22 protein-coding genes, 1 tRNA gene and 1 riboswitch are annotated in these 22,014 nt (G+C 71.2%); of the genes, 18 read left to right on the top strand and 5 right to left on the bottom strand.

Translation table 11 applies throughout. From position 1 onward, the window contains the following. The first annotated feature begins 20 nt into the window (after nt 1-20). The 7 genes from QO011_RS19435 to QO011_RS19405 all read left to right on the top strand — a co-directional run bounded on the left by QO011_RS19435 (nt 21) and on the right by QO011_RS19405 (nt 6,307). Entirely contained in the window at nt 21-689 is a 669-nt protein-coding gene (locus tag QO011_RS19435; RefSeq protein ID WP_307275192.1) for an amino acid ABC transporter permease, read from the top strand. Further along, nucleotides 686-1,363: an amino acid ABC transporter permease gene (locus QO011_RS19430; RefSeq protein WP_307275190.1), complete on the top strand. Its 678-nt coding sequence runs from the start codon at nt 686-688 to the stop codon at nt 1,361-1,363. The genes QO011_RS19435 and QO011_RS19430 overlap by 4 nt, the downstream gene beginning before the upstream one ends. 64 nt (nt 1,364-1,427) lie before the next feature. After that, nucleotides 1,428-2,351, top strand: a complete 924-nt coding sequence (locus tag QO011_RS19425) for a substrate-binding periplasmic protein (RefSeq protein ID WP_307275189.1) — start codon at nt 1,428-1,430, stop codon at nt 2,349-2,351. A 212-nt stretch (nt 2,352-2,563) separates the two neighbouring features. Further along, nucleotides 2,564-3,334 carry an amino acid ABC transporter ATP-binding protein gene (locus QO011_RS19420; protein WP_307275187.1) on the top strand — a complete coding sequence of 257 codons (771 nt, stop codon included), beginning with the start codon at nt 2,564-2,566 and terminating at the stop codon, nt 3,332-3,334. 7 nt (nt 3,335-3,341) lie between these two features. Then, the gene (locus QO011_RS19415) at nt 3,342-4,532 is read left to right on the top strand and encodes a mandelate racemase/muconate lactonizing enzyme family protein (protein WP_307275186.1); all 1,191 of its coding nucleotides are present in this window, start codon (nt 3,342-3,344) and stop codon (nt 4,530-4,532) included. Next, the gene (locus tag QO011_RS19410; protein ID WP_307275185.1) at nt 4,529-4,906 is read left to right on the top strand and encodes a RidA family protein; all 378 of its coding nucleotides are present in this window, start codon (nt 4,529-4,531) and stop codon (nt 4,904-4,906) included. The genes QO011_RS19415 and QO011_RS19410 overlap by 4 nt, the downstream gene beginning before the upstream one ends. 162 nt (nt 4,907-5,068) lie before the next feature. After that, nucleotides 5,069-6,307 (top strand): D-amino acid dehydrogenase, encoded by a 1,239-nt coding sequence (locus QO011_RS19405; protein WP_307275620.1) that lies wholly within the window; start codon nt 5,069-5,071, stop codon nt 6,305-6,307. 158 nt (nt 6,308-6,465) lie between these two features. Here QO011_RS19405 and mobB read toward each other — a convergent pair whose 3' ends face one another. After that, the gene (gene mobB, locus QO011_RS19400; RefSeq protein ID WP_307275184.1) at nt 6,466-7,008 is read right to left on the bottom strand and encodes a molybdopterin-guanine dinucleotide biosynthesis protein B; all 543 of its coding nucleotides are present in this window, start codon (nt 7,006-7,008) and stop codon (nt 6,466-6,468) included. 2 nt (nt 7,009-7,010) lie between these two features. After that, nucleotides 7,011-7,241 (bottom strand): sulfurtransferase TusA family protein, encoded by a 231-nt coding sequence (locus QO011_RS19395; protein ID WP_307275182.1) that lies wholly within the window; start codon nt 7,239-7,241, stop codon nt 7,011-7,013. 90 nt (nt 7,242-7,331) lie between these two features. Here QO011_RS19395 and mobA point away from each other — a divergent pair, with 90 nt between their 5' ends. The 3 genes from mobA to QO011_RS19380 all read left to right on the top strand — a co-directional run bounded on the left by mobA (nt 7,332) and on the right by QO011_RS19380 (nt 10,534). Continuing rightward, nucleotides 7,332-7,949, top strand: coding sequence for a molybdenum cofactor guanylyltransferase MobA (gene mobA / locus QO011_RS19390; RefSeq protein WP_307275181.1), 618 nt, complete (start codon nt 7,332-7,334; stop codon nt 7,947-7,949). A gap of 74 nt (nt 7,950-8,023) precedes the next feature. Next, the gene (locus QO011_RS19385; RefSeq protein ID WP_307275179.1) at nt 8,024-9,829 is read left to right on the top strand and encodes an ABC transporter ATP-binding protein; all 1,806 of its coding nucleotides are present in this window, start codon (nt 8,024-8,026) and stop codon (nt 9,827-9,829) included. Between the two features lie 15 nt (nt 9,830-9,844). Continuing rightward, complete coding sequence (locus tag QO011_RS19380; protein WP_307275178.1) at nt 9,845-10,534, top strand: HAD family hydrolase; 690 nt, start codon at nt 9,845-9,847, stop codon at nt 10,532-10,534. A 15-nt stretch (nt 10,535-10,549) separates the two neighbouring features. Here the strand turns inward: QO011_RS19380 and QO011_RS19375 are convergent, their stop codons facing one another. Continuing rightward, nucleotides 10,550-12,415: a CYTH and CHAD domain-containing protein gene (locus tag QO011_RS19375; protein ID WP_307275176.1), complete on the bottom strand. Its 1,866-nt coding sequence runs from the start codon at nt 12,413-12,415 to the stop codon at nt 10,550-10,552. 147 nt (nt 12,416-12,562) lie between these two features. After that, nucleotides 12,563-12,663, top strand: a riboswitch (TPP riboswitch). A gap of 66 nt (nt 12,664-12,729) precedes the next feature. On the opposite strand from QO011_RS19375, the gene thiB reads away from it, so the two are divergent. The 3 genes from thiB to QO011_RS19360 are packed head-to-tail and all read left to right on the top strand — an operon-like array spanning nt 12,730 to nt 15,947. Continuing rightward, nucleotides 12,730-13,731: a thiamine ABC transporter substrate binding subunit gene (thiB, locus tag QO011_RS19370; protein WP_307275174.1), complete on the top strand. Its 1,002-nt coding sequence runs from the start codon at nt 12,730-12,732 to the stop codon at nt 13,729-13,731. 28 nt (nt 13,732-13,759) lie between these two features. Continuing rightward, nucleotides 13,760-15,325 (top strand): ABC transporter permease subunit, encoded by a 1,566-nt coding sequence (locus QO011_RS19365; protein ID WP_307275173.1) that lies wholly within the window; start codon nt 13,760-13,762, stop codon nt 15,323-15,325. Continuing rightward, complete coding sequence (locus QO011_RS19360; RefSeq protein WP_307275171.1) at nt 15,309-15,947, top strand: thiamine ABC transporter ATP-binding protein; 639 nt, start codon at nt 15,309-15,311, stop codon at nt 15,945-15,947. Before QO011_RS19365 ends, QO011_RS19360 begins: the two co-directional genes overlap by 17 nt. Before the next feature lie 132 nt (nt 15,948-16,079). Here QO011_RS19360 and QO011_RS19355 read toward each other — a convergent pair whose 3' ends face one another. Continuing rightward, nucleotides 16,080-16,544 (bottom strand): MarR family winged helix-turn-helix transcriptional regulator, encoded by a 465-nt coding sequence (locus tag QO011_RS19355; RefSeq protein WP_307275170.1) that lies wholly within the window; start codon nt 16,542-16,544, stop codon nt 16,080-16,082. 76 nt (nt 16,545-16,620) lie between these two features. Between QO011_RS19355 and QO011_RS19350 the strand changes: the two genes are divergently transcribed. From QO011_RS19350 to QO011_RS19330, 5 genes are all read left to right on the top strand, one after another. Then, nucleotides 16,621-17,478 (top strand): haloalkane dehalogenase, encoded by an 858-nt coding sequence (locus tag QO011_RS19350; protein WP_307275168.1) that lies wholly within the window; start codon nt 16,621-16,623, stop codon nt 17,476-17,478. Nucleotides 17,479-17,562: 84 nt separating this feature from the next. Continuing rightward, the gene (gene ade, locus QO011_RS19345) at nt 17,563-19,266 is read left to right on the top strand and encodes an adenine deaminase (protein WP_307275166.1); all 1,704 of its coding nucleotides are present in this window, start codon (nt 17,563-17,565) and stop codon (nt 19,264-19,266) included. Nucleotides 19,267-19,269: 3 nt separating this feature from the next. After that, nucleotides 19,270-19,863 carry an NAD(P)H-dependent oxidoreductase gene (locus tag QO011_RS19340; RefSeq protein ID WP_307275164.1) on the top strand — a complete coding sequence of 198 codons (594 nt, stop codon included), beginning with the start codon at nt 19,270-19,272 and terminating at the stop codon, nt 19,861-19,863. A gap of 74 nt (nt 19,864-19,937) precedes the next feature. Next, on the top strand, nt 19,938-20,360 hold the full coding sequence (ndk, locus tag QO011_RS19335; protein ID WP_307275162.1) for a nucleoside-diphosphate kinase: 423 nt from the start codon (nt 19,938-19,940) through the stop codon (nt 20,358-20,360). Between the two features lie 233 nt (nt 20,361-20,593). Continuing rightward, nucleotides 20,594-20,669, top strand: a tRNA-Phe gene (locus tag QO011_RS19330). A gap of 270 nt (nt 20,670-20,939) precedes the next feature. On the opposite strand, the gene QO011_RS19325 is transcribed toward QO011_RS19330, so the two are convergent. Beyond that, nucleotides 20,940-21,755 (bottom strand): BON domain-containing protein, encoded by an 816-nt coding sequence (locus tag QO011_RS19325; RefSeq protein ID WP_307275160.1) that lies wholly within the window; start codon nt 21,753-21,755, stop codon nt 20,940-20,942. Nucleotides 21,756-22,014: the final 259 nt, after the last annotated feature.

Here is a 22,014-nt window from a genome sequence, read left to right as displayed (position 1 = left end):
AACCGCGACGGCCAGCCGTGATGGACTTTTGGGACACGCTCATCCGAACTGCACCGCACTTCCTGCCCGTCCTGCTGGAAGGGGCCTGGGTCGCCGTGCAGGTGGCGGCCGGTGCCCTCGCGGTGGCGCTCCCCGGCGGCCTGGCGCTGGCGCTGCTGTTGCTGATGCCGTTCCGGCCGGCCCGCATCCTGGCGCGTGGCTATGTGGAAGTGATGCGCGGCACGCCGGCGCTGACCCAGCTCTTCATCATCTATTTCGGCCTTGCCGACCTCGGCCTGGGCCTGCCGCCGCTCGCGGCCGCCATCGTCGGCCTTGGCGCCAATGGCGCGGCCTATCTCGCCGAGGTGTTTCGCGCGGGCATCGGTGCCGTTCACAAGGGCCAGACCGAGGCGGCGCTTTCCCTCGGCCTGCCACCGGCAGACGTGCTGCGCTTCGTGGTGCTGCCGCAGGCGGTGCGGATCATGTTGCCGCCGCTGTGCAACTATGCCGTCCAGCTCCTCAAGGACACCACGCTCGCCTCCAGCGTCGCCGCGCCCGAGATCATGTTCCGGGCGCGCAATCTGGTCATGGAGACTTATCTCAGCATGCAGATCTACCTCCTGGTGGCCTGCATCTACCTGGCGCTGAGCATTCCGCTTTCCCATCTCGCCGCCCGCCTCCAGCGGCGGGCCGAGGGTGCGGCGCGATGATCAGGTTCTTCGGGGAGCTTTGGGAGAATCTGCCCGAGTGGGGGCCGCAGATGCTGGCCGCCGCCGGGGAGACGTTGAAGCTCGCCGGCGCGAGCCTCGCGCTGGCCCTGCTGATCGGCGTGGCGGTGGCGCTGGTGCGGACCTCGAATGCCTGGCCGCTGCGCTGGGCCGCCATCGTCTATATCGAGGTCGGGCGCGGCACGCCGGCCCTCGTCATCCTGTTCGTCATCTATTTCGGTCTTCCGGCGGTCGCCCCGAATCTCCAGTTCGACTCCTTCACCGCCGCCGTTGTCGGCCTGGGCCTGCAGGGCGGTGCCATTCTCGGCGAAGTCTTTCGCGCCGGCATCGAGGCCATCGACCGCGGCCAGCGCGAGGCCTCGCTCGCCCTCGGCCTGACGCCGGCGCGCAGCATGATCGATGTCATCGCCCCGCAGGCGCTGCGCATCGTGCTGCCGCCGGTCGGCAACTATGCCATCGGCCTTCTCAAGGACACGGCGATTGCCTCCATCATCGCCGCGCCCGAACTCATGCTCCGCGCCAAGGACCTGGCATCGTCGAGCTTCATGCCGATGCATCTCTACGTCCTCGCGGCGCTCATCTACTTCGCGATGAGCTATCCCCTGTCGCTCCTCGTGGGGCGGCTGGAGACGGCTCTGTCGAAGGGCCGCCCATGACCGCAACCAAGAATGGGCCAGAGTGCGGCCGCCTCCAGCCACCGTCACACAGAGGGGATCGAGGATGAACACCACCATGCAGACCGGCGGATCGCGCCGGCGAGGTTTCGTGCGCAGCGTCTGTGCAGCCGTCGCAGCGCTCGTCATCGGCTGCGCCGGCGCACCGGCCCGTGCCGAGCCGCCCCGGACCGTCGAGCCGGGCAAGCTGACGATCGGCTTCAACGGCGACATGCCGATGACCGGCCTCAAGGACGGCAAGCTGATCGGCACCGACGGCGCGCTGCTGGCCAAGATCGCCGCCGACCTCGGCCTCGAGGTCAAGCCCGTGCAGATGGAGTGGTCGGCGCTGATCCAGGCGACCAAGCAGGGCAAGGTCGACATCATGCTCGGCTCGATGGGCTGGACGGTCGACCGCACCAAGATCCTGCTGATGACCGACCCGATCTATTATTTCGGCACCTATCTCCTGCAGAAGAAGGAGACGAACTATTCGACCTTCGCCGACATCGCCGGCAAGAAGATCGGCACCGTCACCGGCTTCACCCTGGTGCCGGAGCTCAAGACCGTGCCGGGCGTCGGCGAGGTCAAGCTCTACGACACCTCCGACGCCGTGATCCGGGACGTCGTTGCCGGTCGCGTCGATATGGCGGTGCTCGATCCCGGCCTGGTCGAATACGCGCTTCTCCAGCATCCGGAATGGGGGCTGCACCAGGTCGCGCTGAAGCCCGAGCCCGACAAGTACCCGATCATGTCGACCAAGTATTACTCGATCATGGGTCTGTGGCCGCAGGACAAGGAGCTCTACGAGGCGATCAACAAGGAGATCGCCAAGGCCTGGGCCGAGTGCGCCAATGTGAAGGTGATGGCGGAATACGGCCTCGGCGATCCGAGCTGGTTCGCGCCGCCGGCCAAGGATTACCGCAACGGCGTCGACCGTCCGGCCGACTGGAAGGCGCCGGCCGCGGCCGAGAGCTGCTTCAAGAAATAGCGCCTCGTCTTCTCGCAAGGGCTGCGAAGCCGTGCGGGTCATTTGCGAAAGCGGGGATCCATGTCCGCCATGCCGGCAGGCAGCCGCGGCAACGGCGATCATGGATTCCCGGCCCGGCCGCGGGCGACCCGAAATGACGCTTCTCGGGGCCTCGTGACCTGCTCTTCATAGACGGGCAGCGCTCTCCCTGCCTTTTCTCCAATGGGCTCTCCATGGATCCGCTCGTTCGCATCGCCGCCCTCAGGAAGAGCTTCGGCACGCTCGAAGTGCTCGGCGGCATCGATCTCGAGGTCGCGCGCGGCGAGTGCCTGTCGATCATCGGGCCCAGCGGCTCGGGCAAGACGACGCTTCTGCGCTGCGTGAACTATCTCGAACGCCCGACCAGCGGCGAGGTGCGCATCGACGGCAAGCTGATCGGCCGGGCCGAGGGCGAGCGCGGGCGCTACCTCTCCGACCGCGAGATGGCCGCCTCGCGCGCCGAGATCGGCTTCGTCTTCCAGCGCTTCAATCTCTTTCCCCACCTGTCGGCCATCGACAACGTGGCGCTGGCGCCGCGGCGGGTGCGCGGCCTCGCCCTCGCCGAGGCGCGAGACCTCTCGGCGCAGATGCTGCGGAAGGTCGGTCTCGGCCACAAGCTCTCGGAATACCCGGACCGCCTCTCCGGCGGCCAGCAGCAGCGTGTCGCCATCGCCCGCGTGCTCGCCATGCAGCCCAAGCTGATCCTCTTCGACGAGCCGACCTCGGCGCTCGATCCGGAACTGGTCGGCGAGGTTCTCGCCGTCATGCGCACCCTCGCCGAGGAGGGGCGCACGATGATGATCGTCACCCACGAGGTGCGCTTCGCCGGCGACGTCTCGGACCGGGTGATCTTCATGGATCACGGCCGCATCGTCGAGGAAGGCTCGCCGGACACGCTGCTGCGCCGTCCGAGCCAGGAGCGCACCCGCACCTTCCTGAAAAAGATCCTCGAAAAGTCGGAATGACGCGCTCATGAAGATCATTGGCCTGGAAACCATTCCCGTCAGCGTGCCCTACAGCCAGGTCGAGCGCAGCGCGCGCGTCCAGCGCGGCGGCGTCAGCGACGTCGTGGTGAAGCTGACGACCGATTCAGGCCTCGTCGGCTGGGGCGAGAGTTGCAGTGGCGCCGATACCGCCTCGATCGAGATGGCGGTCAAGGCCATGGCGCCCTTCGTCCTCGGCCGCGATCCCTGGGACACCGAGGCGATCGCCCGTGACGTCTACCGCACCGGCCTGTGGGACTACCGCCTCCAGACCGGCAACTTCGCCTACGCAGGCATCGACATCGCGCTGTGGGACCTGTGCGGCAAGGCCTGCGGCCAGCCGCTCTACCGCCTGTTCGGCGGAGCGATGCGCGAGGCGGTCGACTACTTCTTCTACCTCGCCGCCGGCACGCCCGACGAGGTCGCCGCGCAGGTGCTCCTCGGCGTCCGGCGCGGCTATCGCCACTACTACCTCAAGGTCGGTGTCGACGCCGCCGCCGAGGAGCGCATGCTGGCGGCGATCCGCTCCACCGCCGGTCCGGACGCCATGATCCGTATCGATGCCAACGAGGCCTGGCCGCTGCCGATGGCAGTGCGCCTGCTGACGCGCTGGCACGAGGCCTTCGACATCGACTTCGCCGAGGCGCCGGTGCGCGCCGCCCCCCTGTCCCTGATGCAGGACTTGCGCAAGCGCGTGCCCGTGGCGCTCTGCGCCAACGAGGGGCTGAGCGGCGAGGACGCCGTGGTCCGGATGATCGACAGCGGCGCGGCTGACGTGCTCTGCATGAGCAGCTACTGGGTCGGTACGTTGCGCCGCTTTCACACGCTCTGCAGCCTCGCAAACCTCAAGGGGATCGGTGTCTGCAAGCACACCCATGGCGAGTTCGGCATCGCCGCCGCTGCCGCCCACCACATGCTGCTGACGCTGCCCAACGCGACGGAGGGAGCGCAGCAGACCGCTTCGGTCATGGAAGGCGACCTGCTCGCCGAGCCCCTTCCGATCGCCACCGGCCCGCGCTGGGGCCTGATCGACAAGCCCGGCCTCGGCATCGAGGTCGATGAGAAGCGTCTCGCCCGCTACGCCGAGGCCTACCGGCGCGAGGGCCAGTTCCTGCCCTGGTCCGCGTGGGATGGGACGCCGGAATTCCAGCCACGGCAACCGCTTGGAGAGACAGCATGAAGACCGTCGTCAAGACCCATCTGCCCGGTGAGGACGCGCCCATCGAGTGGGCCGTCAGCGCGGACGGGATCCTCTACACGGCGCAGATCCCGATCCGGGAAGACGGCTCGATCGAGACCGGCGATATCGCGGCCCAGGCCGATCTCACCTTCTCCAACCTGAGGCGCACGATCGAGGCGGCCGGAGGCACGCTGGAGGATGTCACCCAGGTGCTGGTCTACCTGACCGACAAGGCGGCCTTTCAGGGCATGAACGCCGTCTATCGGCGCTACTTCTCGAAGCCCTACCCAAACCGCGCGACCGTCATCGTCGCCGGCCTGATGGTGCCTGACGCGATGATCGAGATCGTCGCCTACGCGCATATCAGGCGCTGATCCCGTCCGTCACGTCCGGAGCCGCGAAGTGGCTCCGGAGGGGGCATGTCGCGGAGCCGCGCCTCTTCCCATGGATCCCGCTCCCTTCGCCCTTCGGCCTCGCCGGTCGCGACAGGATCGAAGCACCGTTCAGCGATCCCCAAGGAGAATATCTTGCGCATCGTGGTCCTCGGCGCCGGCGTAATCGGCGCCACCACCGCCTATGCGCTGGCGGCCGACGGCCACGATGTCGTGGTCCTCGATCGTCAGCCCGCCGCCGGCCTGGAGACGAGCTTCGCCAATGGCGGCCTCGTCACCCCCGCGACCTCCGATTCCTGGGCCGCGCCGGGCACGCCGGCCAAGATCCTGAAATGGCTGGGCAAGGACGACGCGCCCATGCTGCTGCGGCTCTCGGCCGTGCCGGGCATGCTGCGCTGGGGCCTGTCGTTCCTCGCCAATTGCCGGCCGGCGCCGTGGCGGGCCAACACGCGGGCGACGCTCGCACTGGCGCTCGACAGCCTGGCGGAACTCCGCCGCATCGTCGCGCTGGAGCAGCTTTCCTACGACCGCAACCCGCCGGGTCTGCTCAAGATCTTCCGGAGCAAGGGCTCGATGGAGTCTGCGTTGCGCGCTGCGGCCCTGTACGAGGAGCTCGGCGTCCGCGTGGAGCGGCTGGACGCCGGGACGGCCGTAGCGCGTGAGCCGGCACTCGCGCCCATCGCCGGGCGCCTCTCGGGCGCGGTGTTCTACCCCGACGACGAGAGTGGCGACGCCTTCAAGTTCACGCAAGCCATTGCCGCCGTGGCCGCGGCGCGCGGCGCACAATTCCGCTACGGGCAGACCATCCACCGCCTGGCGATCGAGGGCGAGCGCATCACCGCGGTCGAGACAGGCGGCGGTCCCGTCAAGGGCGACCTCTTCGTGCTGGCGCTCGGCAGCTATTCGCCGCGTCTGGCGCGGACGATCGGCTTGTCGCTGCCGATCTATCCGGCCAAGGGCTATTCGATCACCGTGGACACGCCCGGCTGGAACGGCGCGCCGCGCATCCCGGTGGCCGACGACGAGCTCAAGGCCGCGGTGACGCCGCTCGGCGAGCGCCTGCGTGTCGCCGGCACGGTGGAGTTCGCCGGCTACGATACCTCGCTCGATGCCAGGCGCGGCCGCATGCTGGAGGACAACCTCGCCGCCATTCTGCCCGACCATCCCAAGGGGCCGGTCCGTCACTGGTCCGGTCTGCGCCCGCTCACCCCGGGCGGCCGACCCATCGTTGCCCGCCTCGGCCCGAGGAACCTCCTGGTGAACGCCGGCCACGGCCCTCTCGGGTGGACCCTGGCGGCAGGCTCGGCCCGGCGGGTCGCGGAACTGGCGGAGAATTACCGCGATCGCGGCCAGGACTCGCGGCGTGCCCGAGAGGGCCGATGATCGACCCGATCTGCCCGTTTCCCCGGTCGCATCGCGGGTTTCGACGGACGGTGGTGACATCCAGTCCTGCACGGCTCGTCGACGGGCTGAACAACGCCATGACGGCGGCCGTCGCCGTTCTCGCCCCCGCCTTGCATGTTGCGCCGTTGTGGCGGCACTCAACCGCCGTTGCGTCCGGACTGCCGTCCGCCCCCGCCGAAAAGCTCCTCCACCGGCACGGCCTCGCGCAGCATCCAGCCGGTGATGCCGGCGATGTCGTCGAGCGGCAGGCGCGGGATCGGGAAGGGGCCGGGGGCGTCCGTGGCGATGGCGCGGACATGGGGGTCGCCGGGGTGGATGAAGGCCTTGTCCGTCGCCACGCGATGGATCTCGAGCTTGGGATGGGCGTCGCGCTTGAAGCCTTCGACGATGACGAGGTCGACCGGCGCCAGCCGCCCGACCAGTTCGGCGAGCGGCGGCTCGGGCGCGCCGCGCAGCTCCCGCATCAGCGCGAAGCGGTGCGCCGAGGCGACCAGCACCTCGCTGGCGCCGGCCTGGCGATGGACGAAGCTGTCCTTGCCCGGCTGGTCGATCTCGAAGGAATGATGGGCGTGCTTGATCGTGGAGACCGTCACGCCGCGTGCCACCAGGGCGGGGATGACGGCGGCGATCAGGGTGGTCTTGCCGGCGCCGCTCCAGCCCGACAGTCCGATCAGGCGCATCGTCAGGCCTTCGCCTTGCGGATGCGGAACTCGACGTAACCCTGCGCAGCGACTTGGTCTTCCAGGGTGTCGCCGGTCTCGCGCGCCAGGTTCGGCAGGTCGATCGCCGCCATCGGATCGGTGCAGGTGGCCACCACCAGCGCGCCGGGCGCGGCGGCGCGCAGCGCCTTGCGCGTGCGCAGGACCGGCAGCGGGCATTTGAGGCCCCTGAGGTCGAGGCGGATCTCATCCATGCCGGCAGTCCTACCGGGGCTGGCCCCGCCGTTCAAGCGAGCGCTGCGTTCGCGCTTTGCGCCGCGGCGGCGGCGGTGGCACAGTCGGGCATGGACGCGCTCCCTCACACCCTCGGCATCATCCTTGCCGGCGGCCTGGCGCGCCGCATGGGCGGCGGCGACAAGGGCCTCGTCGACCTCGGCGGCCGCGCCATGCTGGCGCGGGCGGTGGCGCGCCTGGCGCCGCAGGTCTCCCTGCTCGTGCTCAACGCCAACGGCGATCCGGCGCGCTTCGCCGCCTTCGGCGTGCCCGTGGTGGCGGACGGCGTGCCCGGCCATCCCGGCCCGCTCGCCGGCGTGCTCGCCGGCCTCGACGCGGCGGCGGCCGGTCCCGGCATCGACTGGGTGGCGGTGGCGCCCTGCGATGCGCCGTTCCTGCCGCAGGACCTGGTCGCCGGCCTGCACCGGGCGCGCCGCGGCTCCGGCGCGGTGGCGGTTTCCGGCGGGCGGGCGCACCCGACGGCGGCGCTCTGGCCGGTCGCCTGCCGGCAGGCGCTGCGCCGGGCGCTGGTCGAGGAGGGCGTGCGCCGCGTCGCCACCATGATCGAGCGCCTGGGCTTTGCCGAGGCGGAATGGCCGGCCGAGCCCTTCGACCCCTTCGTCAACGTCAACGACCCCGAGGGCCTCGCCTCGGCCGAGCGGCTGCTGGCCCGCTGGCCTGGCGCCTGAGGACGCTCGCCAGGAGGCCCGGCGGATTGTCCATACGGCGGCGGCGGTGCTAGAAGCCGGCGGTTCGATCGGAGATGCGAGCCATATCCTCCCTTACCGACACCGGGCCGAGCGCCCTGGCGCTGCTGAGCCGCATGATCCGGGAGGAAGGGCGCCGGCACGTGCCCTCCTATGCCTTCGCCTTCGTCTGCATGGGCGTGACGGCGGCCGCCACCGGCCTCTCCGCCTATCTCATGCGCGACGTCATCAACCAGCTCTTCGTCGACCGCAACCAGAGCGCCATCATCTGGCTCGGAGTCGCGGTGGTGGCGATCTACCTGGCCAAGGGCCTCGGCAGCTACGGCCAGGACACCACCATGGCCCGGATCGGCAACCGCATCATCGCCGGCGTGCAGACCCGCATGTTCGAGCATCTCCTGCGCCAGGACCTCGGCTTCTTCACCGGAACCCATTCCACGCAGCTGATCGCCCAGAACAGCTTCATCGCCGTCTCGGCGCGCAACAGCCTCAACCTGGTCGTCACCTCGATCGGCCGCGACCTGATGTCGCTGATCGCGCTCACCACCGTGATGGTGGTGCAGGACCCGCTCCTCTCCCTCGCCGCGCTGGTGATCATGCCGCCGGCCGTGCTCGGAGCGCGCTACCTCACCCGCCGGGTGCGTGGCGTGGCCCAGCGCCAGTACGAGGGCTCGGCCCAGATCGTGGCGGCGCTGCAGGAGACGGCGCAGGGCGTGCGCGTGGTCAAGTCCTTCGGCCTCGAAGAGGTCATGCTCCAGCGCATGGGCTCAGCCATCGCTCATTTCCAGCGCGCCGCCAACAAGATCGCCGAGCTCGCCAGCCGCTCCAGCCCGCTGATGGAGACGCTCGGCGGCATGGCGGTCGCCGTGGTGATCATCTACAGCGGCTGGCGGGTGATCGCGGGCGGTCAGACGCCCGGCGCCTTCTTCTCCTTCCTCACGGCCCTGCTGCTCGCCTACGAGCCGGCCAAGCGCCTCGCCAAGTTCAACGTCGACCTCAACGCCGCCCTCGCGGGGGTGCGCATGTATTTCGACTTCCTCGACAGCCCGACGGCCGAAGGCCCGGCCGAGGCGGCCAAGCCGCCGCTGGCGGTGAGCGCCGGGCGCATCGCCTTCGAGGACGTGACGTTCGGCTATCGCGCCGACGAGCCGGTGCTGCGCGGCGTCTCCTTCGTCGCCGAGGCCGGCCGGACCACCGCTCTGGTCGGCCAGTCCGGCGGCGGCAAGTCGACGATCATGAACATGATCCCGCGCTTCTACGATCCGGACGGCGGACGCGTCGCCATCGACGGGCAGGACGTCTCCGCCGTGTCGCTGCCCTCGCTCCGCGGCGCGATCGCCTATGTCGGGCAGGACGTGTTCCTGTTCGCCGGCACCATCCGCGAGAACATCGCCTTCGGCCATCTCGGCGCCAGCGAGGAGGACGTGGTGGCCGCGGCCAAGGCGGCCCATGCCCACGACTTCATCCTCGGCTTCGAGCTCGGCTACGACACGCCGGTCGGCGAGCGCGGCCTGCAGCTCTCCGGCGGCCAGCGCGCCCGGATCACCATCGCCCGCGCCGTCCTGCGTCATGCCCCGATCGTGCTGCTCGACGAGGCCACGGCGGCGCTCGATTCCGAATCCGAGGTGGCGGTCCAGACCGCGCTCGACGAGCTCAGCACCGGCCGCACCACCATCGTCATCGCCCATCGCCTGCAGACCGTGCAGCGTGCCGACCGGATCTGCGTCGTCGAGGGCGGCCGCGTCGTCGAGGAGGGCCGGCACGAGGAGCTGCTGGCCCGCCGCGGCCGCTATTTCCATTTGCACGCCATGCAGTTCCGCGACGAGGGCGAGCGCCGCCCCGGCCGGCAGGCCACCGCGTAATCAAGGAGAGTTCCCATGTCCGGCGCCCTGCTCTTCGACCTCGACGGCACGCTCGTCGACGCAGACCACCTGCATCACGAGGCCTGGAGCCGCACGCTCGCGCCGTTCGGGGTCGAGATCGGCGTCGCGCGCTACCGCAGCGAGATCATGGGCTTTCCCAACGACATGATCCTGGGTCGCCTGGTGCCGGACCTGCCGCGGGAGCGGACGCTGGCGCTGGCCGGCGAGAAGGAGGTGCTGTTCCGGGCGCTGGCGACCGAGCTCGAGCCGGCGACGGGCCTCGTCGCCTTCCTCGACTGGCTCGATGCCCGGGGCGCGCGCTACGGCGTCGTCACCAACGCGCCGCGCGCCAATGCCGAGCAGGAGCTCGCCGGCATCGGCCTCGCCGATCGCTTCGAGGTGGTGGTGATCGGCGACGAGCTCGCCCACCCCAAGCCGCACCCGCTGCCCTATCTCACCGGGCTCGAGCGGCTCGGGGCCGTGGCCGGGCGGAGCCTCGCCTTCGAGGATTCCCTGTCGGGCCTGCGCTCGGCCCGCGCCGCGGGCCTCGCCGTGGTCGGCCTCACCACCGGGCTGTCCGCCGAGCGCCTGCTGGAGGAGGGGGCGGCGCTCGCCGTCCCGCATTTCGCCGATGCCCGGCTCAAGGCCTTCGTGGCCGAGCGGCTCGACGGCCGGGACGCGTCGGCCGCCGCCGCGCAGGCCTGAGACGCCTTCGCGGGCTCAGGCGTCCTGCCAGGGCGGCCCGACGTTGCGGAAGGCCCGCCAACGCCGGCGCAGGACGCGCTCGACCTCGGGCAGGTCGCGGGCCTGCCAGCCGATGATCGCGCCCAGCGCCAGCCGGCCGGCTGCGGGCAGCGGGTCGCCGTCCAGAGCCACGACGAGCTGGTGCGTGGCGGCGAGGTCGTTGTAGCGGCCGAGCCCGTCCTGCAGCCGGCCGAGGCGGCGGGCATAGGTCCTGGCCTGCTTGCGGCCGGCGAAGAGCGGCGCGAAGAACTCGAACTGGTAGCGCAGCTTCTTCACCGCCAGGCGCAGCTCGTGCCGTGCCGGCACCGACAGGCGCTTCATGCCGTGCCCGCGGCGCAGGGCCTTGCGGTGATGCCGGACGAGCGCCGGCTCGGCGAAGGCCGGCAGCGGCGCGGCCAGCACGGCGAGGTCCTCGCTGCTGACGGCGCTGCGCCAGCCGCGCTGCTCGATCCAGGCGCCGAGGGCGATGGCGAAGCGGCCGGCCCGCCCGTCGGCGAGGGCCGACCGGACCTTGGCATAGCCGGCTTCGCGATGGGCCTCGGCGTGCAGCCGCAAGGCCTCGAAGCCCTCGGCGAGCGGGCAGGCCGCGGCGATGCGGGGCAGGGTGTCCGCCAGGAACACGTCCCAGTTGCGCGCATCGCCGAGGCTTCCCGCCAGCCATTTGGCCTCGGCCCGGAGGCCGTCGAGCGCCGGCGAGGGCGCCAGCGGCCGCAGCAGCGCCAGCGCCGAGCGCAGGCGCCGCAGCGCCACCCGCATCTGGTGCACGCCGTCGGGGTTGCGTCCCTCCTCGGCGACCGGCTGGTTGGCGAGGAGATGGTTGAGATCTTCGCGCAGGATCGCGGCGACGGCCTCGTCCGTCGACAGCGCCGCGCCGGCCACGCTCCCCGTCGTCCGCACTGCCGGGAGCGGCCCGTCGCCGAGCAGGGCGTGGCCGCGCTCGGCCTTGGTCACCGTCGAGAGCCGCACCGGGCCGAGCTCGCTCAGCCGCTGCGCCAGCCCGTAGAGCAGGCCGGCGCCGCCCGCCTTCAGCTCCAGCTCGATCTCCTCAATCGGCGCGGTCCGCTCGCCCGCCTGCGCCAGCCCCTGGTCGAAGGCGAGCTCGACCACGCCGCCGGGCAGGTCGAGCAGGCGGCGCTGGCGGCTGATCCGCGTGGAGCACACCGGCGCCGGCGCCTGCCGCCGCAGGACGGCGGCGACCTCCGCCGGCACGACCGGCAGCAGCGCCTCGATGTCGAGCGCTTCCTCGGCCAGCGCCATCTCCCATTCGCGGCGGGACCGGCCGGGACCGCCCGGGCCGAGCTTCAGGGTCTGCACGATCTGCCGGCCGCAGCGCCGGATGCGCAGCGCGATGCCGGCCCGGCGCAGCGCCAGGTCGGGCGTGTCGTAATAGGTGGTCTGGAGATGGCGCACCGTGCCGCGGTTGCGCGCGAGGGAGTCGAGCATGGGCGCGCGGACGATGGCGGCGAGGATGCCCGCCGGCGCCACGAGCTTCAGCTCCACCTCGATGCCGGCAATGGGCAGGGGCGGCGGCTCCGGCGCCGGCTCGGCGGGGTCGGGTGCCGGCGTCTCGTCGGCTGGCGGCAGGTCCGGCGCACCCATGGCGGCCTCATCCTCCGGGACATGCGTCGTGCTGCGCAGGAGGCCGATCGCCAGATCGTAGAGCGAACGGCCGGGCAGGGCCGGATCGGCAAAAGGGTCGGTCACGGCTCCGAGCGCGGCGCGGGCGATCTCGTGCGGCGTCACGCCGGGATGGCGGACCTGGATCTGCGCCAGGAGGTCCGCGCCGTCGAGGCCGGAGGAGGCGAGATCCCCCAGGGTTTTCGCAATCGTCTTCAAAGTCATATGGAATGCCGGTTCGTGCGCCGCCCCCGCGGATGGCGGTGTGACGGTTCGATGACATTTGTTCTGGCACGCGCCCGCTGCTTTGCCAAGCGCGGGCAGCCGGCCGCGGCGCGGCCTTCCCAAGCCCGTCGCGCCGTTGTAACAAAGGCCCGTCTCACGGGGTGCCCGATCCGGGCTGAGAGGCGTCGTGCCAACCCGTCGAACCTGATCCGGGTCGTGCCGGCGGAGGGATGAGCCTTGCAGCGACCGTGCCGTGTCAGCCGCATCGGCGCATGCGATCCCGGCCGCGGCCCCGCGCGCAAGGGAGCATGCCGATGCTGAAAAGACTGGCGGCCGCCTTCGCCCTCGCCCTGGCGGCGAGCGGCGCGGCGGCCGAGGACAAGCCGGTCCTCACCGTCTACACCTATGAGAGCTTCGTCGGCGACTACGGCCCCGGCCAGGCGCTGAAGAAGGTCTTCGAGGCGACCTGCGGCTGCACGCTCGCCTTCGCCTCGGCGGAGGACGGCGGCGCCCTGTTCGCCAAGCTCAAGCTCGAGGGCGCCTCGACCAGGGCGGACGTCGTGGTCGGCCTCGACGACAACCTGATGGGCGAGGCCGAGGCTTCCGGCCTGTTCGCGCCGCACGGCGTCTCGACGCAGGGCCTGTCGCTGCCGGCCCCCTGGACCGACAAGACCTTCGTGCCGTTCGACTGGGGCTATTTCGCCTTCGTCTACGATGCCGACAAGCTCAAGACCCCGCCGGCCAGCCTCGCCGATCTCGTGGACGATCCCAAGGGCCCGACCATCGTCATCGAGGACCCGCGCACCTCCACCCCCGGGCTCGGCCTGCTCGCCTGGATGAAGGCGGTCTACGGCGACAAGGCGGCCGAGGCCTGGACCAAGCTGAAGCCGCGGGTCGTCACCGTCACCAAGGGCTGGTCGGAGGCCTACGGCCTGTTCCTGAAGGGCGAGGCCGACATGGTGCTGTCCTATTCCACCTCGCCGGCCTACCACATCGGCGCGGAGAAGAAGTTCAACTACCACGCCGCCATGTTCCCCGAGGGCCACGCCACCCAGTTCGAGGTCGCCGGCTTGGTCGCCACCTCGAAGCAGCCGGAGCTCGGCCGCCGGTTCCTCGCCTTCCTGCTCTCCGACGAAGCGCAGGCGCTGCTGCCCGAGACCAACTGGATGTATCCGGCCAGGACTCCCGCCGCCGGCCTGCCCGAGAGCTTCAAGGCAGTCCCCGTGCCGGCCAAGGCGCTGATCTCGGATCCCGCCCGGCTCGCCGCCGACCGCCGCGCCTGGATCGACGAATGGCTGGCGGCCATGGCGAAGTGAAGGGGCCGGGAGAGGGGAGGCATGCCCCGTGATCCCCGGTCTCGCCATTCTCGGCATCCTTGCGTTGCTGGTCGCAGCCTCGCTCGGCGGCCTGATCCTGGCCGCGCCGGGGGCCGGCGCGCTCCATGCCGATCTCGCCTATCTCGCCGCGATCGCCGGCTTCACCGTGCTGCAGGCCGGCCTGTCGACGCTGCTGTCGCTCCTTGCCGGCGCGTTGCTGGCGCTGGCCCTGGCGCGGCGGCGCTTTCCGCTGCGCGGCGCCTTCCTCTCCCTGCTGGGCGTCGCCACGGCGCTGCCGGCGATCGTGCTGGTCTTCGCGCTCACCGCCGTGTTCGGCCGCGCCGGGCTCGTCAATGACGGCCTGGCTGCCCTCGGGTTGCCGCGCGTCTCGATCTATGGGCTCACCGGCATCCTGCTGGCGCATGTCTTCTTCAATGCCGCCTTCGCCGCGCGCGTCTATCTCGCCGCGGTCGAGGCCGTGCCAGGCGAGCATTGGCGGCTCGCCGCCATGCTCGGCATGCCGGCGGGCGCGGTGCTGCGCCTGATCGACCTGCCGATCCTCCGGCGCGAGACGCCGGCGCTCGGGCTGCTCGTCTTCATCGCCTGCGCCACCAGCTTCGCCATTCCCCTGGCGCTCGGCGGCGGGCCGGGCTCCGCCACCTTCGAGGTGGCGATCTACGAGGCGTTGCGCTTCGACGTCGATTTCGGCCGTGCGGCGCTGCTCGCGGTGCTGCAGATCGGCGCCATGGCGCTGATCGTCGCCGCCGCCGCGCCGCTGCTGGTGCGTCCGCCCGAGACCGGCGCCGCCGGCCGGCCGATCGAGCGGCCCGACCGCGGCGTCCCGGCCCTGCGCCTCGTCGACGGCCTGATCCTGCTCGCGGCCGCCGGCCTGATCCTGCCGCCGCTCGCCGCCATCGCCTGGAGCGGGCGCGCCGTCCTCGGCACGGCCGGGGCGCAGACGGCGCTGGCGCTCGCCACCAGCCTCGCCGTCGCCCTGCCGGCCGCGCTCCTCGCCCTGGCCGCGGCCATGGCCCTGGCGCGTGCCCGCGCCGCGCTGGCCGAAGCCGGGGCGCGGCGCCTGGCGGCGCTGGTCACGGTGGCGCCGCTCCTCATCATCGCCGTGCCGCCGCTGGCCTTCGCCGCCGGGCTCTACCTCATCGCCCGCGGCGTCGGCGATCCCGCGGCGATCGCCCTGCCGACCATGGTGCTGGTCAACGCCATGATGGCGCTCCCCTTCGTCCATCGGCTGGTCGAGCCGCCGCTCGCCCTGGCGGCCGAGCGCTACGGCCGCCTGGCCGCGAGCCTCGGCATGGGCGGGCTGGCGCGGCTGCGCCTGATCGAATGGCCGCTCGCCGCCACCTCGGCCGGGGCCGCCTTCGCCTATGCCGCGGCGCTGTCGCTCGGCGATCTCGGCGTCGTCACCCTGTTCGGCTCCGATGCGCTCGTCACCCTGCCGGCGCTGCTCTACGAGAAGCTCGGCGCCTACCGCATCGCCGACGCAGAGGGCGTGGCGGCGCTGCTGGCTTGCCTGGTGCTCGTCCTGTTCCTGCTGGCGGACTGGCTCGGACGGAGGGCCCATGCTCCTCGTCCGTGATCTCACCATCCGCTATCCCGGCTGGGTCGGACGCTACGACCTCGCCGTGCCGCGCGGCGCAGTCGTCGCCCTGGTCGGCCCGTCCGGCGGCGGCAAGTCGACCCTGCTCAACGCCGTCGCCGGCTTCGAGCGGGTCGCGAGCGGCGAACTCGCCTTCGAGGGGCGCGATCTCCTGCCGCTCCGGCCGGCCGAACGTCCGGTCGCCATCGTCTTCCAGGAGCACAACCTCCTGCCGACTCTCAGCGCCGCCGACAATGCCGGCCTGGCGCTGTCGCCGGCGCTGCGGCTGAAGCCGGCGGACCATGCCGCCATCGCCGCGGCGCTGGCGCGCGTCGGCCTCGCCGGGCTCGGCAAGCGCCGCCCGGCCGAGCTCTCCGGCGGCCAGCGCCAGCGCGTCGCGCTCGCCCGCGCCCTCCTGACCACTCGCCCGGTGCTGCTGCTCGACGAGCCGCTCTCCGGCCTCGACCCGGCGCTGCGGCGCGACATGGTCGCGCTCATCGACGGCCTCCGGCGCGAGAAGAGCCTCGCCGTGGTGATGACCACGCACACGCCCGAGGACGTCGAGGGCGTCGCCGACGCCGTGCTGCGGGTGGAGAACGGGCGGGTTGCCGAGGGCGGGTGAGGGAGCGCCTCGATTCGCGAGCCTGGGCGCGACGTTTGCCGATCCCCTCCCCCTTGCGGGGAGGGGAACTGCAGGCGCTGCGCTCGGCATAGTTGCCGGCGAACGAGACCGCCTGCCGCCGCGCCTTCCGGCCTACGCCTCCCGCCGCCCTCCCGCTTCCCCCTGCAGCCGCTCGAGCAGCGACTGCAACGCCCCGCGCAGGGCGTCGATCTCGGCGGGGCTGGTGAGCGCGGACCAGCGCTCATCGACCTGCCGGCCCGCCGCGACCGCGATCGGCCGCACCGCCCGGCCGCGGTCGGTGAGGAAGACCAGGCGGCCGCGGCGGTCGCTGGGGTCGGGGCGCCGTTCGACATAGCCGAGCTGCTCCAGCTCCTCCACCGCCTGGGTCATGGTCTGCTTGCGCACCCGCGCCAGCTTGGTCAGCTCGCTGACCTGGATGCCCTCGGCCGGCACGAAGGTGAAGACGTTGGCGTGGGGCGGCCGGATGTCGCCGAAGCCGGCCGCCTCCAGCGCCGCGTCCACCGCCTGCGTCCATTGCTGATGCACCAGCCGCAGCAGCAGGCCGAGCGCCGGGCGCGAGGAAGCACAATCGTCCATGGCGATATAGACAGGTACCTGACTATTTGCTATTAGACAGGCACCTTACCATTTCGTCCCGGCGGAGGAAATCGCCATGCCCGTCATCGATGTGCTGGACTCGACCATGGCCTATGCGGAGGCGGGGGCGGGCAGGCCCTTCGTCTTCCTGCACGGCAACCCGACCTCCTCTCACCTCTGGCGCAACGTGACGCCCGGCATCGGTGCCGGCCGCTGCCTGGCGCCCGACCTCATCGGCATGGGCGCCTCCGGCAAGCCCGCCATCGCCTATGGTTTCGCCGACCATGCCCGCTATCTCGACGCCTGGTTCGACGCGCTGGGGCTCGAGGGCGTGGTGCTGGTCGGCCATGACTGGGGCGGGGCGCTGGCCTTCGACTGGGCGGCCCGGCATCCCGGCCGGGTGCGTGGGCTCGCCTTCCTCGAGACCATCGTGCGGCCGATGACCTGGGGCGACTTCCCCGGCCCGGCGCGGGCCCGTATCGAGGCGTTGCGGGCGCCCGGCAGCGGCGAGGCCAAGGTGCTCGACGAGAATGTCTTCATGGAGGTGTCCCTGCGCGCCACCGTGCGCGAGCCGCTCGCCGAGGCGGATCTCGCGGCCTATCGCGCGCCCTATCCGACGCGCGACAGCCGCCGACCGCTGCTGGCCTGGCCGCGCGCCTTCCCGATCGAGGGCGAGCCGGCCGATGTCGCCGCCCGGGTGGCGGCCTACGACGCCTGGCTGGCCGCGAGCCCGGAGGTCCCGAAGCTGCTGATGACCTTCGACGGCGTCGAGACGCTGCTGATCGGCCCCGAGATGGCCGACTGGTGCCGCCGCACCATCGCGGCGCTCGACGTGGTCGGCTGCGGGCCGGCGCGCCATCTCGCGCCGGAGGACCAGCCCGCGGCGATCGCCGCCGCCATCGCCGCCTGGGCCGCCCGGCACGGCCTGCGCTGAGGCAAGCGGCGCCCCTCGCATCTTCCCCCTTGCCGTCGCCTGCAAATCGGCGGACGTTCCCGCCGTCAACGCGGAGCGACTCTCATGCAGGCCAGCGACCTCTCCCGAATGATCGCACAGGGCAGGGGGGGCGAGCCGGCCGACCTCGTGGTCAAGGGCGCCCGGCTGCTCGACCTGATCACCGGCGCGCTGGTCGAGACCGACATCGCGGTGTGCGGCGACCGCATCGTCGGCACCTATGGCGAATACAGGGGGCGGCGCGAGATCGACGCCCGCGGCCTCATCGCCGTCCCCGGCTTCATCGACACGCATCTGCATGTGGAATCCTCGCTCGTCACCCCGGCCGAGTTCGACCGCTGCGTGCTGCGCCACGGCGTCACCACGGCGATCTGCGACCCCCACGAGATCGCCAATGTCATCGGCGCCGAGGGCATCCGCTATTTCCTGGAGAGCGCCGCCCATACCGCGCTGGATCTGCGCGTCCAGCTCTCGAGCTGCGTGCCGGCGACCCATCTGGAGACTGCCGGCGCCCGGCTCGAGGCCGCCGACCTGAAACCCTTCATCGGCAACCCCAGGACGATCGGCCTCGCCGAGTTCATGAACTTTCCCGGCGTGATCCATGCCGATCCCGGCTGCCTCGACAAGCTCCTCCTGTTCCAGGGCGGCCATATCGACGGCCATGCGCCGCTGCTGCGCGGCAAGGACCTCAACGCCTATCTCGCCGCCACCATCCGCACCGACCACGAGACCACCACGGCCGCCGAGGCGCGGGAAAAGCTCGCCAAGGGCATGACCATCCTGATCCGCGAAGGCTCGGTGTCGAAGGACCTGCATGCCCTGGCCGAGATCATCTCGATCGAGACCTCGCCCTACCTCGCCTTCTGCACCGACGACCGCAATCCGCTCGACATCGCCGAGGAGGGGCATCTCGACTTCATCATCCGCACCGCCATCGCCCTCGGCGCCCCACCCCTGGCGGTCTACCGCGTCGCCACGCTCTCGGCCGCCACCGCCTTCGGCCTCAGGGATCGCGGCATGATCGCGCCCGGCCGCCGGGCCGACATCGTGCTGATCGACGACCTCGCCCGCTGCGGCGTGCAGACGGTGATCTCGGCCGGCCGCCTCGTCGACGAGGCGCTGTTCGCCACGCGCGGCACGGTCGAGCCGGTCGGGCTCGACTCGATGCGGGCGCCGCATGTCGAGGCGGGCGCGTTCCGGGCTCCGGGCGCAGGCCCGGCCACGCCGGTCATCGGCGTCATCCCCGGCAAGATCATCACCGAGCACCTCACCCTCGAGCTGCCCTTCGCCGACGGCGAGCGGCGCATCGACCTCGGCCAGGACGTGGTCAAGGTGGCGGTGGTCGAGCGCCACGGCGTCAACGGCAATATCGGCGTCGGCTTCGTGCGCGGCTTCGGCCTGAAGCGCGGCGCCATCGCCTCCTCCGTCGGCCATGACAGCCACAACATCACCGTGGTCGGCGCCGACGAGGCCGACATGGCGCTGGCCTGCAACCGGCTCGGCGAGATCGGCGGCGGCTTCGTCGTCGCCGAGGGCGGCCGGGTGCTGGCCGAGGTGGCGCTGCCCGTCGCCGGCCTGATGAGCCTGATGCGCTTCGAGGACGTGCGCGACGCGCTGATGCCGCTGCGCGCGGCGGCCAAGGGCCTCGGCGTGACGCTGACCGAGCCGTTCCTGCAGGTGGCCTTCCTGCCGCTGCCTGTCATCCCGCACCTCAAGATTTCCGACAGGGGCATGGTCGACGTCGACCGTTTCGCCCTGATCGGGGCCTGAGGCATGCGGGTCCTGCTGGTCTACTGCCATCCCTGCGCCGAAAGCTACGCCGCCGCCGTGCGCGACGCGGCGATGCAGGGCCTGGCGGAGGCCGGCCACGAGGTCCGCCTGCTCGACCTCTACGCCACCGGCTTCCAGCCTGTCATGAGCGCCGAGGAGCGGCGCGGCTACCACACGCCCGGCGACAACGAGAAGCCGGTGGCCGAGCACCTGACGGCGCTGCGCTGGTGCGAGGGGCTGGTCTTCGTCTATCCCACCTGGTGGTACGGCCCGCCGGCCATGCTCAAGGGCTGGCTGGAGCGGGTCTGGATCCCCTACGCCACCTTCACCATGCCGGAGAACGACAAGCCGATCGGCCCGGTGCTGACCCAGATCCGCTTTCTTGCCTGCGTCTCGACGCTCGGCTCGCCCTGGTGGTGGTGGACGGTCTACATGAAGCAGCCCGGCCGCAACATCATCCTGCGCGGCCTGAAAGTGATCTGCGCCCCGCGCTGCCGCACGCTCTGGCTGGCGCTCCACAACCTCGACACCGTGTCGGAGACGCGGCGCCGGCACTTCCTGGCCAAGGTGCGCAAGAAGCTGTCGCAAGTCGCCTGAGGGCCGGCCCTTGATGCGGTCCCGGCGCGCCGATATAAGCCGCGCGCCTCTTTCTCAATCCGATCAGGACACCTATGGCCCTCGAGCGCACCTTTTCCATCATCAAGCCGGATGCGACCAACCGCAACCTCACCGGCGCCGTCAATGCCGTCATCGAGAAGGCCGGTCTGCGCATCGTCGCGCAGAAGCGCATCCGCATGACGCAGGAGCAGGCCGAAACCTTCTACGCCGTCCACAAGGAGCGGCCCTTCTTCGGCGAGCTCGTCAGCTTCATGGTCTCGGCACCCGTGGTGGTGCAGGTGCTGGAGGGCGAGAACGCCATCGCCAAGTACCGCGAGGTGATGGGCGCCACCAACCCGGCCAATGCCGCGGACGGCACCATCCGCAAGCTCTACGCCCTCTCGGTCGGCGAGAACTCGGTGCACGGCTCCGACGCGCCGGAGACGGCCAGGATCGAGATCGCCCAGTTCTTCGCCGGCAACGAGATCGCCGGCTGAGGCTGCGCGGGGTACGCCCCCGCATCGTCGCTCTCGGCAAAGGCGGGCTGCGGGCCGCCTTTGCTTTTTCGCGGGAGGCACCGAGCGGCCGGACCAAGGCCACGCCGTGACCGGTCCGGCGACGATTGTGGATTTATCCCCAGCCCGTGACAAAGACGTCATCGAGCGCTGGACAGGCCGAAAACGCCTCGCTATAAGCCCGCGTCTCCGGTTGCCTTTCGAGGCGCCGCCGGGCCTAGGTAGCTCAGTTGGTAGAGCATGCGACTGAAAATCGCAGTGTCGGTGGTTCGATTCCGCCCCTAGGCACCACTCTCTCCACCCGCCAGCATCCGGATCTGTACTAATCCATGCGCCGAAATCCGTGTCGGCGCGGTCAGTAGCGCGGACATCCACGGCGTCGGCTGGCCGTGGTAGCGGAGTGTGCCTTCAAGTCCCGCTCAACCCTGCCGAAGATCAAAGTGAGCGATGCCCGTGTTGGCATCGGCGTCGATGTGCTCCGGGCGCTCGTCAGGCGCTCTATCTCTTTGTTTTGACGCATTGTCTTGACGCGAACCGAGTGCCGGCTCGCCAGAAAATGCTCTAGCGCTCGGTCCGGCGATCGGCGGGCGGCACGGCCTCGCCGGTCTCCGAAGCGTCGCGGCCGAAGGCGGCCTGGCCGATCGAGGGCGGCGCCGGTTCCCTCACACGAATGTTGTTCTGGATATGGGTGACGCCGGAGACATATTCCGTGCAGTCCTCCGCCCGCCGCCGCTGGTTGCGGCTGGTCACCGTGCCGGAGAGCGTGACCTCGCCACCGGCGACCGACACCTCGATATTGCTGGCGTCGACGCCGGGGTCGTCGGTCAGCCGGTCGCTGACGTCCTCGCGGATGCGCTCGTCGGACCTCGTATAGCCCTTCGGGCCGCGGCCGCGGAACTGGTCCTCCTCACGGCGTCGCTCCGCGTCCGGATTGCCGAACCAGGAGGCAACCTCATCCGAGGCGCGGTCCCAGAACCCGCGCTCCGCATGCCGGTGACGGGCGGGCCGCTCGTCCCGCCAGCGCCGGTCGCGTTCCTCCCGGCCGGGCTCGAAATCGCTGCCCCAGCCGTCACGATCGTCCTGGCCGGCAGGGCCGTCGAGACGGCGCAGGCCGTGGGGCGTGTCGTAGGACGAGGCGAACCAGTCGTCGTCGCCGCGGCCGCATGACGGAGCGCCATATCCGCCGGCGCCTCGCCCGCGGACATCCTCGAAACCGCCGTCGCGATTGCCGTAAGCCCGACGCCGGCCGCCGCGGTCGTCGCGATGGGAGCTCTCCTCGCGTTGGCGATCCTCGTTCCATGCCCGGTCGCTGCCGGCGTTGCGCCAGTCGCCCCGGCCCCGGCCGCGCTCATCAGCTTGCCAACGATTCTGCACCACGATGGTGTCCTCCTTGCCTGGCTTGCGCCGAGTCGACCCGGATCCTCGCAGCCCGTCGTCCCAGGGAGCATGGGGAAGCGGGACCTCACGGGTGTCGTCGGGGCGTTGGCTGTCGGTGCCTCTTCCAGGCCACGACGCACTGCTGAGGGAAGAACGGCGCCGCGGTGGCCTTGTTCCTCCGCCGGCCCTCACCCGGTCGCGGTGCCATCGTCGCGAGCCCCTGCGCAGTCGGAGGATCGGGACGAGCAAAACCGGATGG

It is taken from the genome of Labrys wisconsinensis (assembly GCF_030814995.1).
Classification (GTDB): Bacteria; Pseudomonadota; Alphaproteobacteria; order Rhizobiales; family Labraceae; genus Labrys; species Labrys wisconsinensis.
Note: the sequence above shows the minus strand (reverse complement) of the source record. Positions and strands in the feature narration are given on the sequence as shown.

Coding starts and splice junctions, on each gene's coding strand:
- QO011_RS19435 (WP_307275192.1), top strand. CDS start 21: ATGGACTTTTGGGACACGCTCATCCGAACTGCACCGCACTTCCTGCCC.
- QO011_RS19430 (WP_307275190.1), top strand. CDS start 686: ATGATCAGGTTCTTCGGGGAGCTTTGGGAGAATCTGCCCGAGTGGGGG.
- QO011_RS19425 (WP_307275189.1), top strand. CDS start 1,428: ATGAACACCACCATGCAGACCGGCGGATCGCGCCGGCGAGGTTTCGTG.
- QO011_RS19420 (WP_307275187.1), top strand. CDS start 2,564: ATGGATCCGCTCGTTCGCATCGCCGCCCTCAGGAAGAGCTTCGGCACG.
- QO011_RS19415 (WP_307275186.1), top strand. CDS start 3,342: ATGAAGATCATTGGCCTGGAAACCATTCCCGTCAGCGTGCCCTACAGC.
- QO011_RS19410 (WP_307275185.1), top strand. CDS start 4,529: ATGAAGACCGTCGTCAAGACCCATCTGCCCGGTGAGGACGCGCCCATC.
- mobB (WP_307275184.1), bottom strand. CDS start 7,008: ATGCGCCTGATCGGACTGTCGGGCTGGAGCGGCGCCGGCAAGACCACC.
- QO011_RS19395 (WP_307275182.1), bottom strand. CDS start 7,241: ATGGATGAGATCCGCCTCGACCTCAGGGGCCTCAAATGCCCGCTGCCG.
- mobA (WP_307275181.1), top strand. CDS start 7,332: ATGGACGCGCTCCCTCACACCCTCGGCATCATCCTTGCCGGCGGCCTG.
- QO011_RS19385 (WP_307275179.1), top strand. CDS start 8,024: ATGCGAGCCATATCCTCCCTTACCGACACCGGGCCGAGCGCCCTGGCG.
- QO011_RS19380 (WP_307275178.1), top strand. CDS start 9,845: ATGTCCGGCGCCCTGCTCTTCGACCTCGACGGCACGCTCGTCGACGCA.
- QO011_RS19375 (WP_307275176.1), bottom strand. CDS start 12,415: ATGACTTTGAAGACGATTGCGAAAACCCTGGGGGATCTCGCCTCCTCC.
- thiB (WP_307275174.1), top strand. CDS start 12,730: ATGCTGAAAAGACTGGCGGCCGCCTTCGCCCTCGCCCTGGCGGCGAGC.
- QO011_RS19360 (WP_307275171.1), top strand. CDS start 15,309: ATGCTCCTCGTCCGTGATCTCACCATCCGCTATCCCGGCTGGGTCGGA.
- QO011_RS19355 (WP_307275170.1), bottom strand. CDS start 16,544: ATGGACGATTGTGCTTCCTCGCGCCCGGCGCTCGGCCTGCTGCTGCGG.
- QO011_RS19350 (WP_307275168.1), top strand. CDS start 16,621: ATGCCCGTCATCGATGTGCTGGACTCGACCATGGCCTATGCGGAGGCG.
- ade (WP_307275166.1), top strand. CDS start 17,563: ATGCAGGCCAGCGACCTCTCCCGAATGATCGCACAGGGCAGGGGGGGC.
- QO011_RS19340 (WP_307275164.1), top strand. CDS start 19,270: ATGCGGGTCCTGCTGGTCTACTGCCATCCCTGCGCCGAAAGCTACGCC.
- ndk (WP_307275162.1), top strand. CDS start 19,938: ATGGCCCTCGAGCGCACCTTTTCCATCATCAAGCCGGATGCGACCAAC.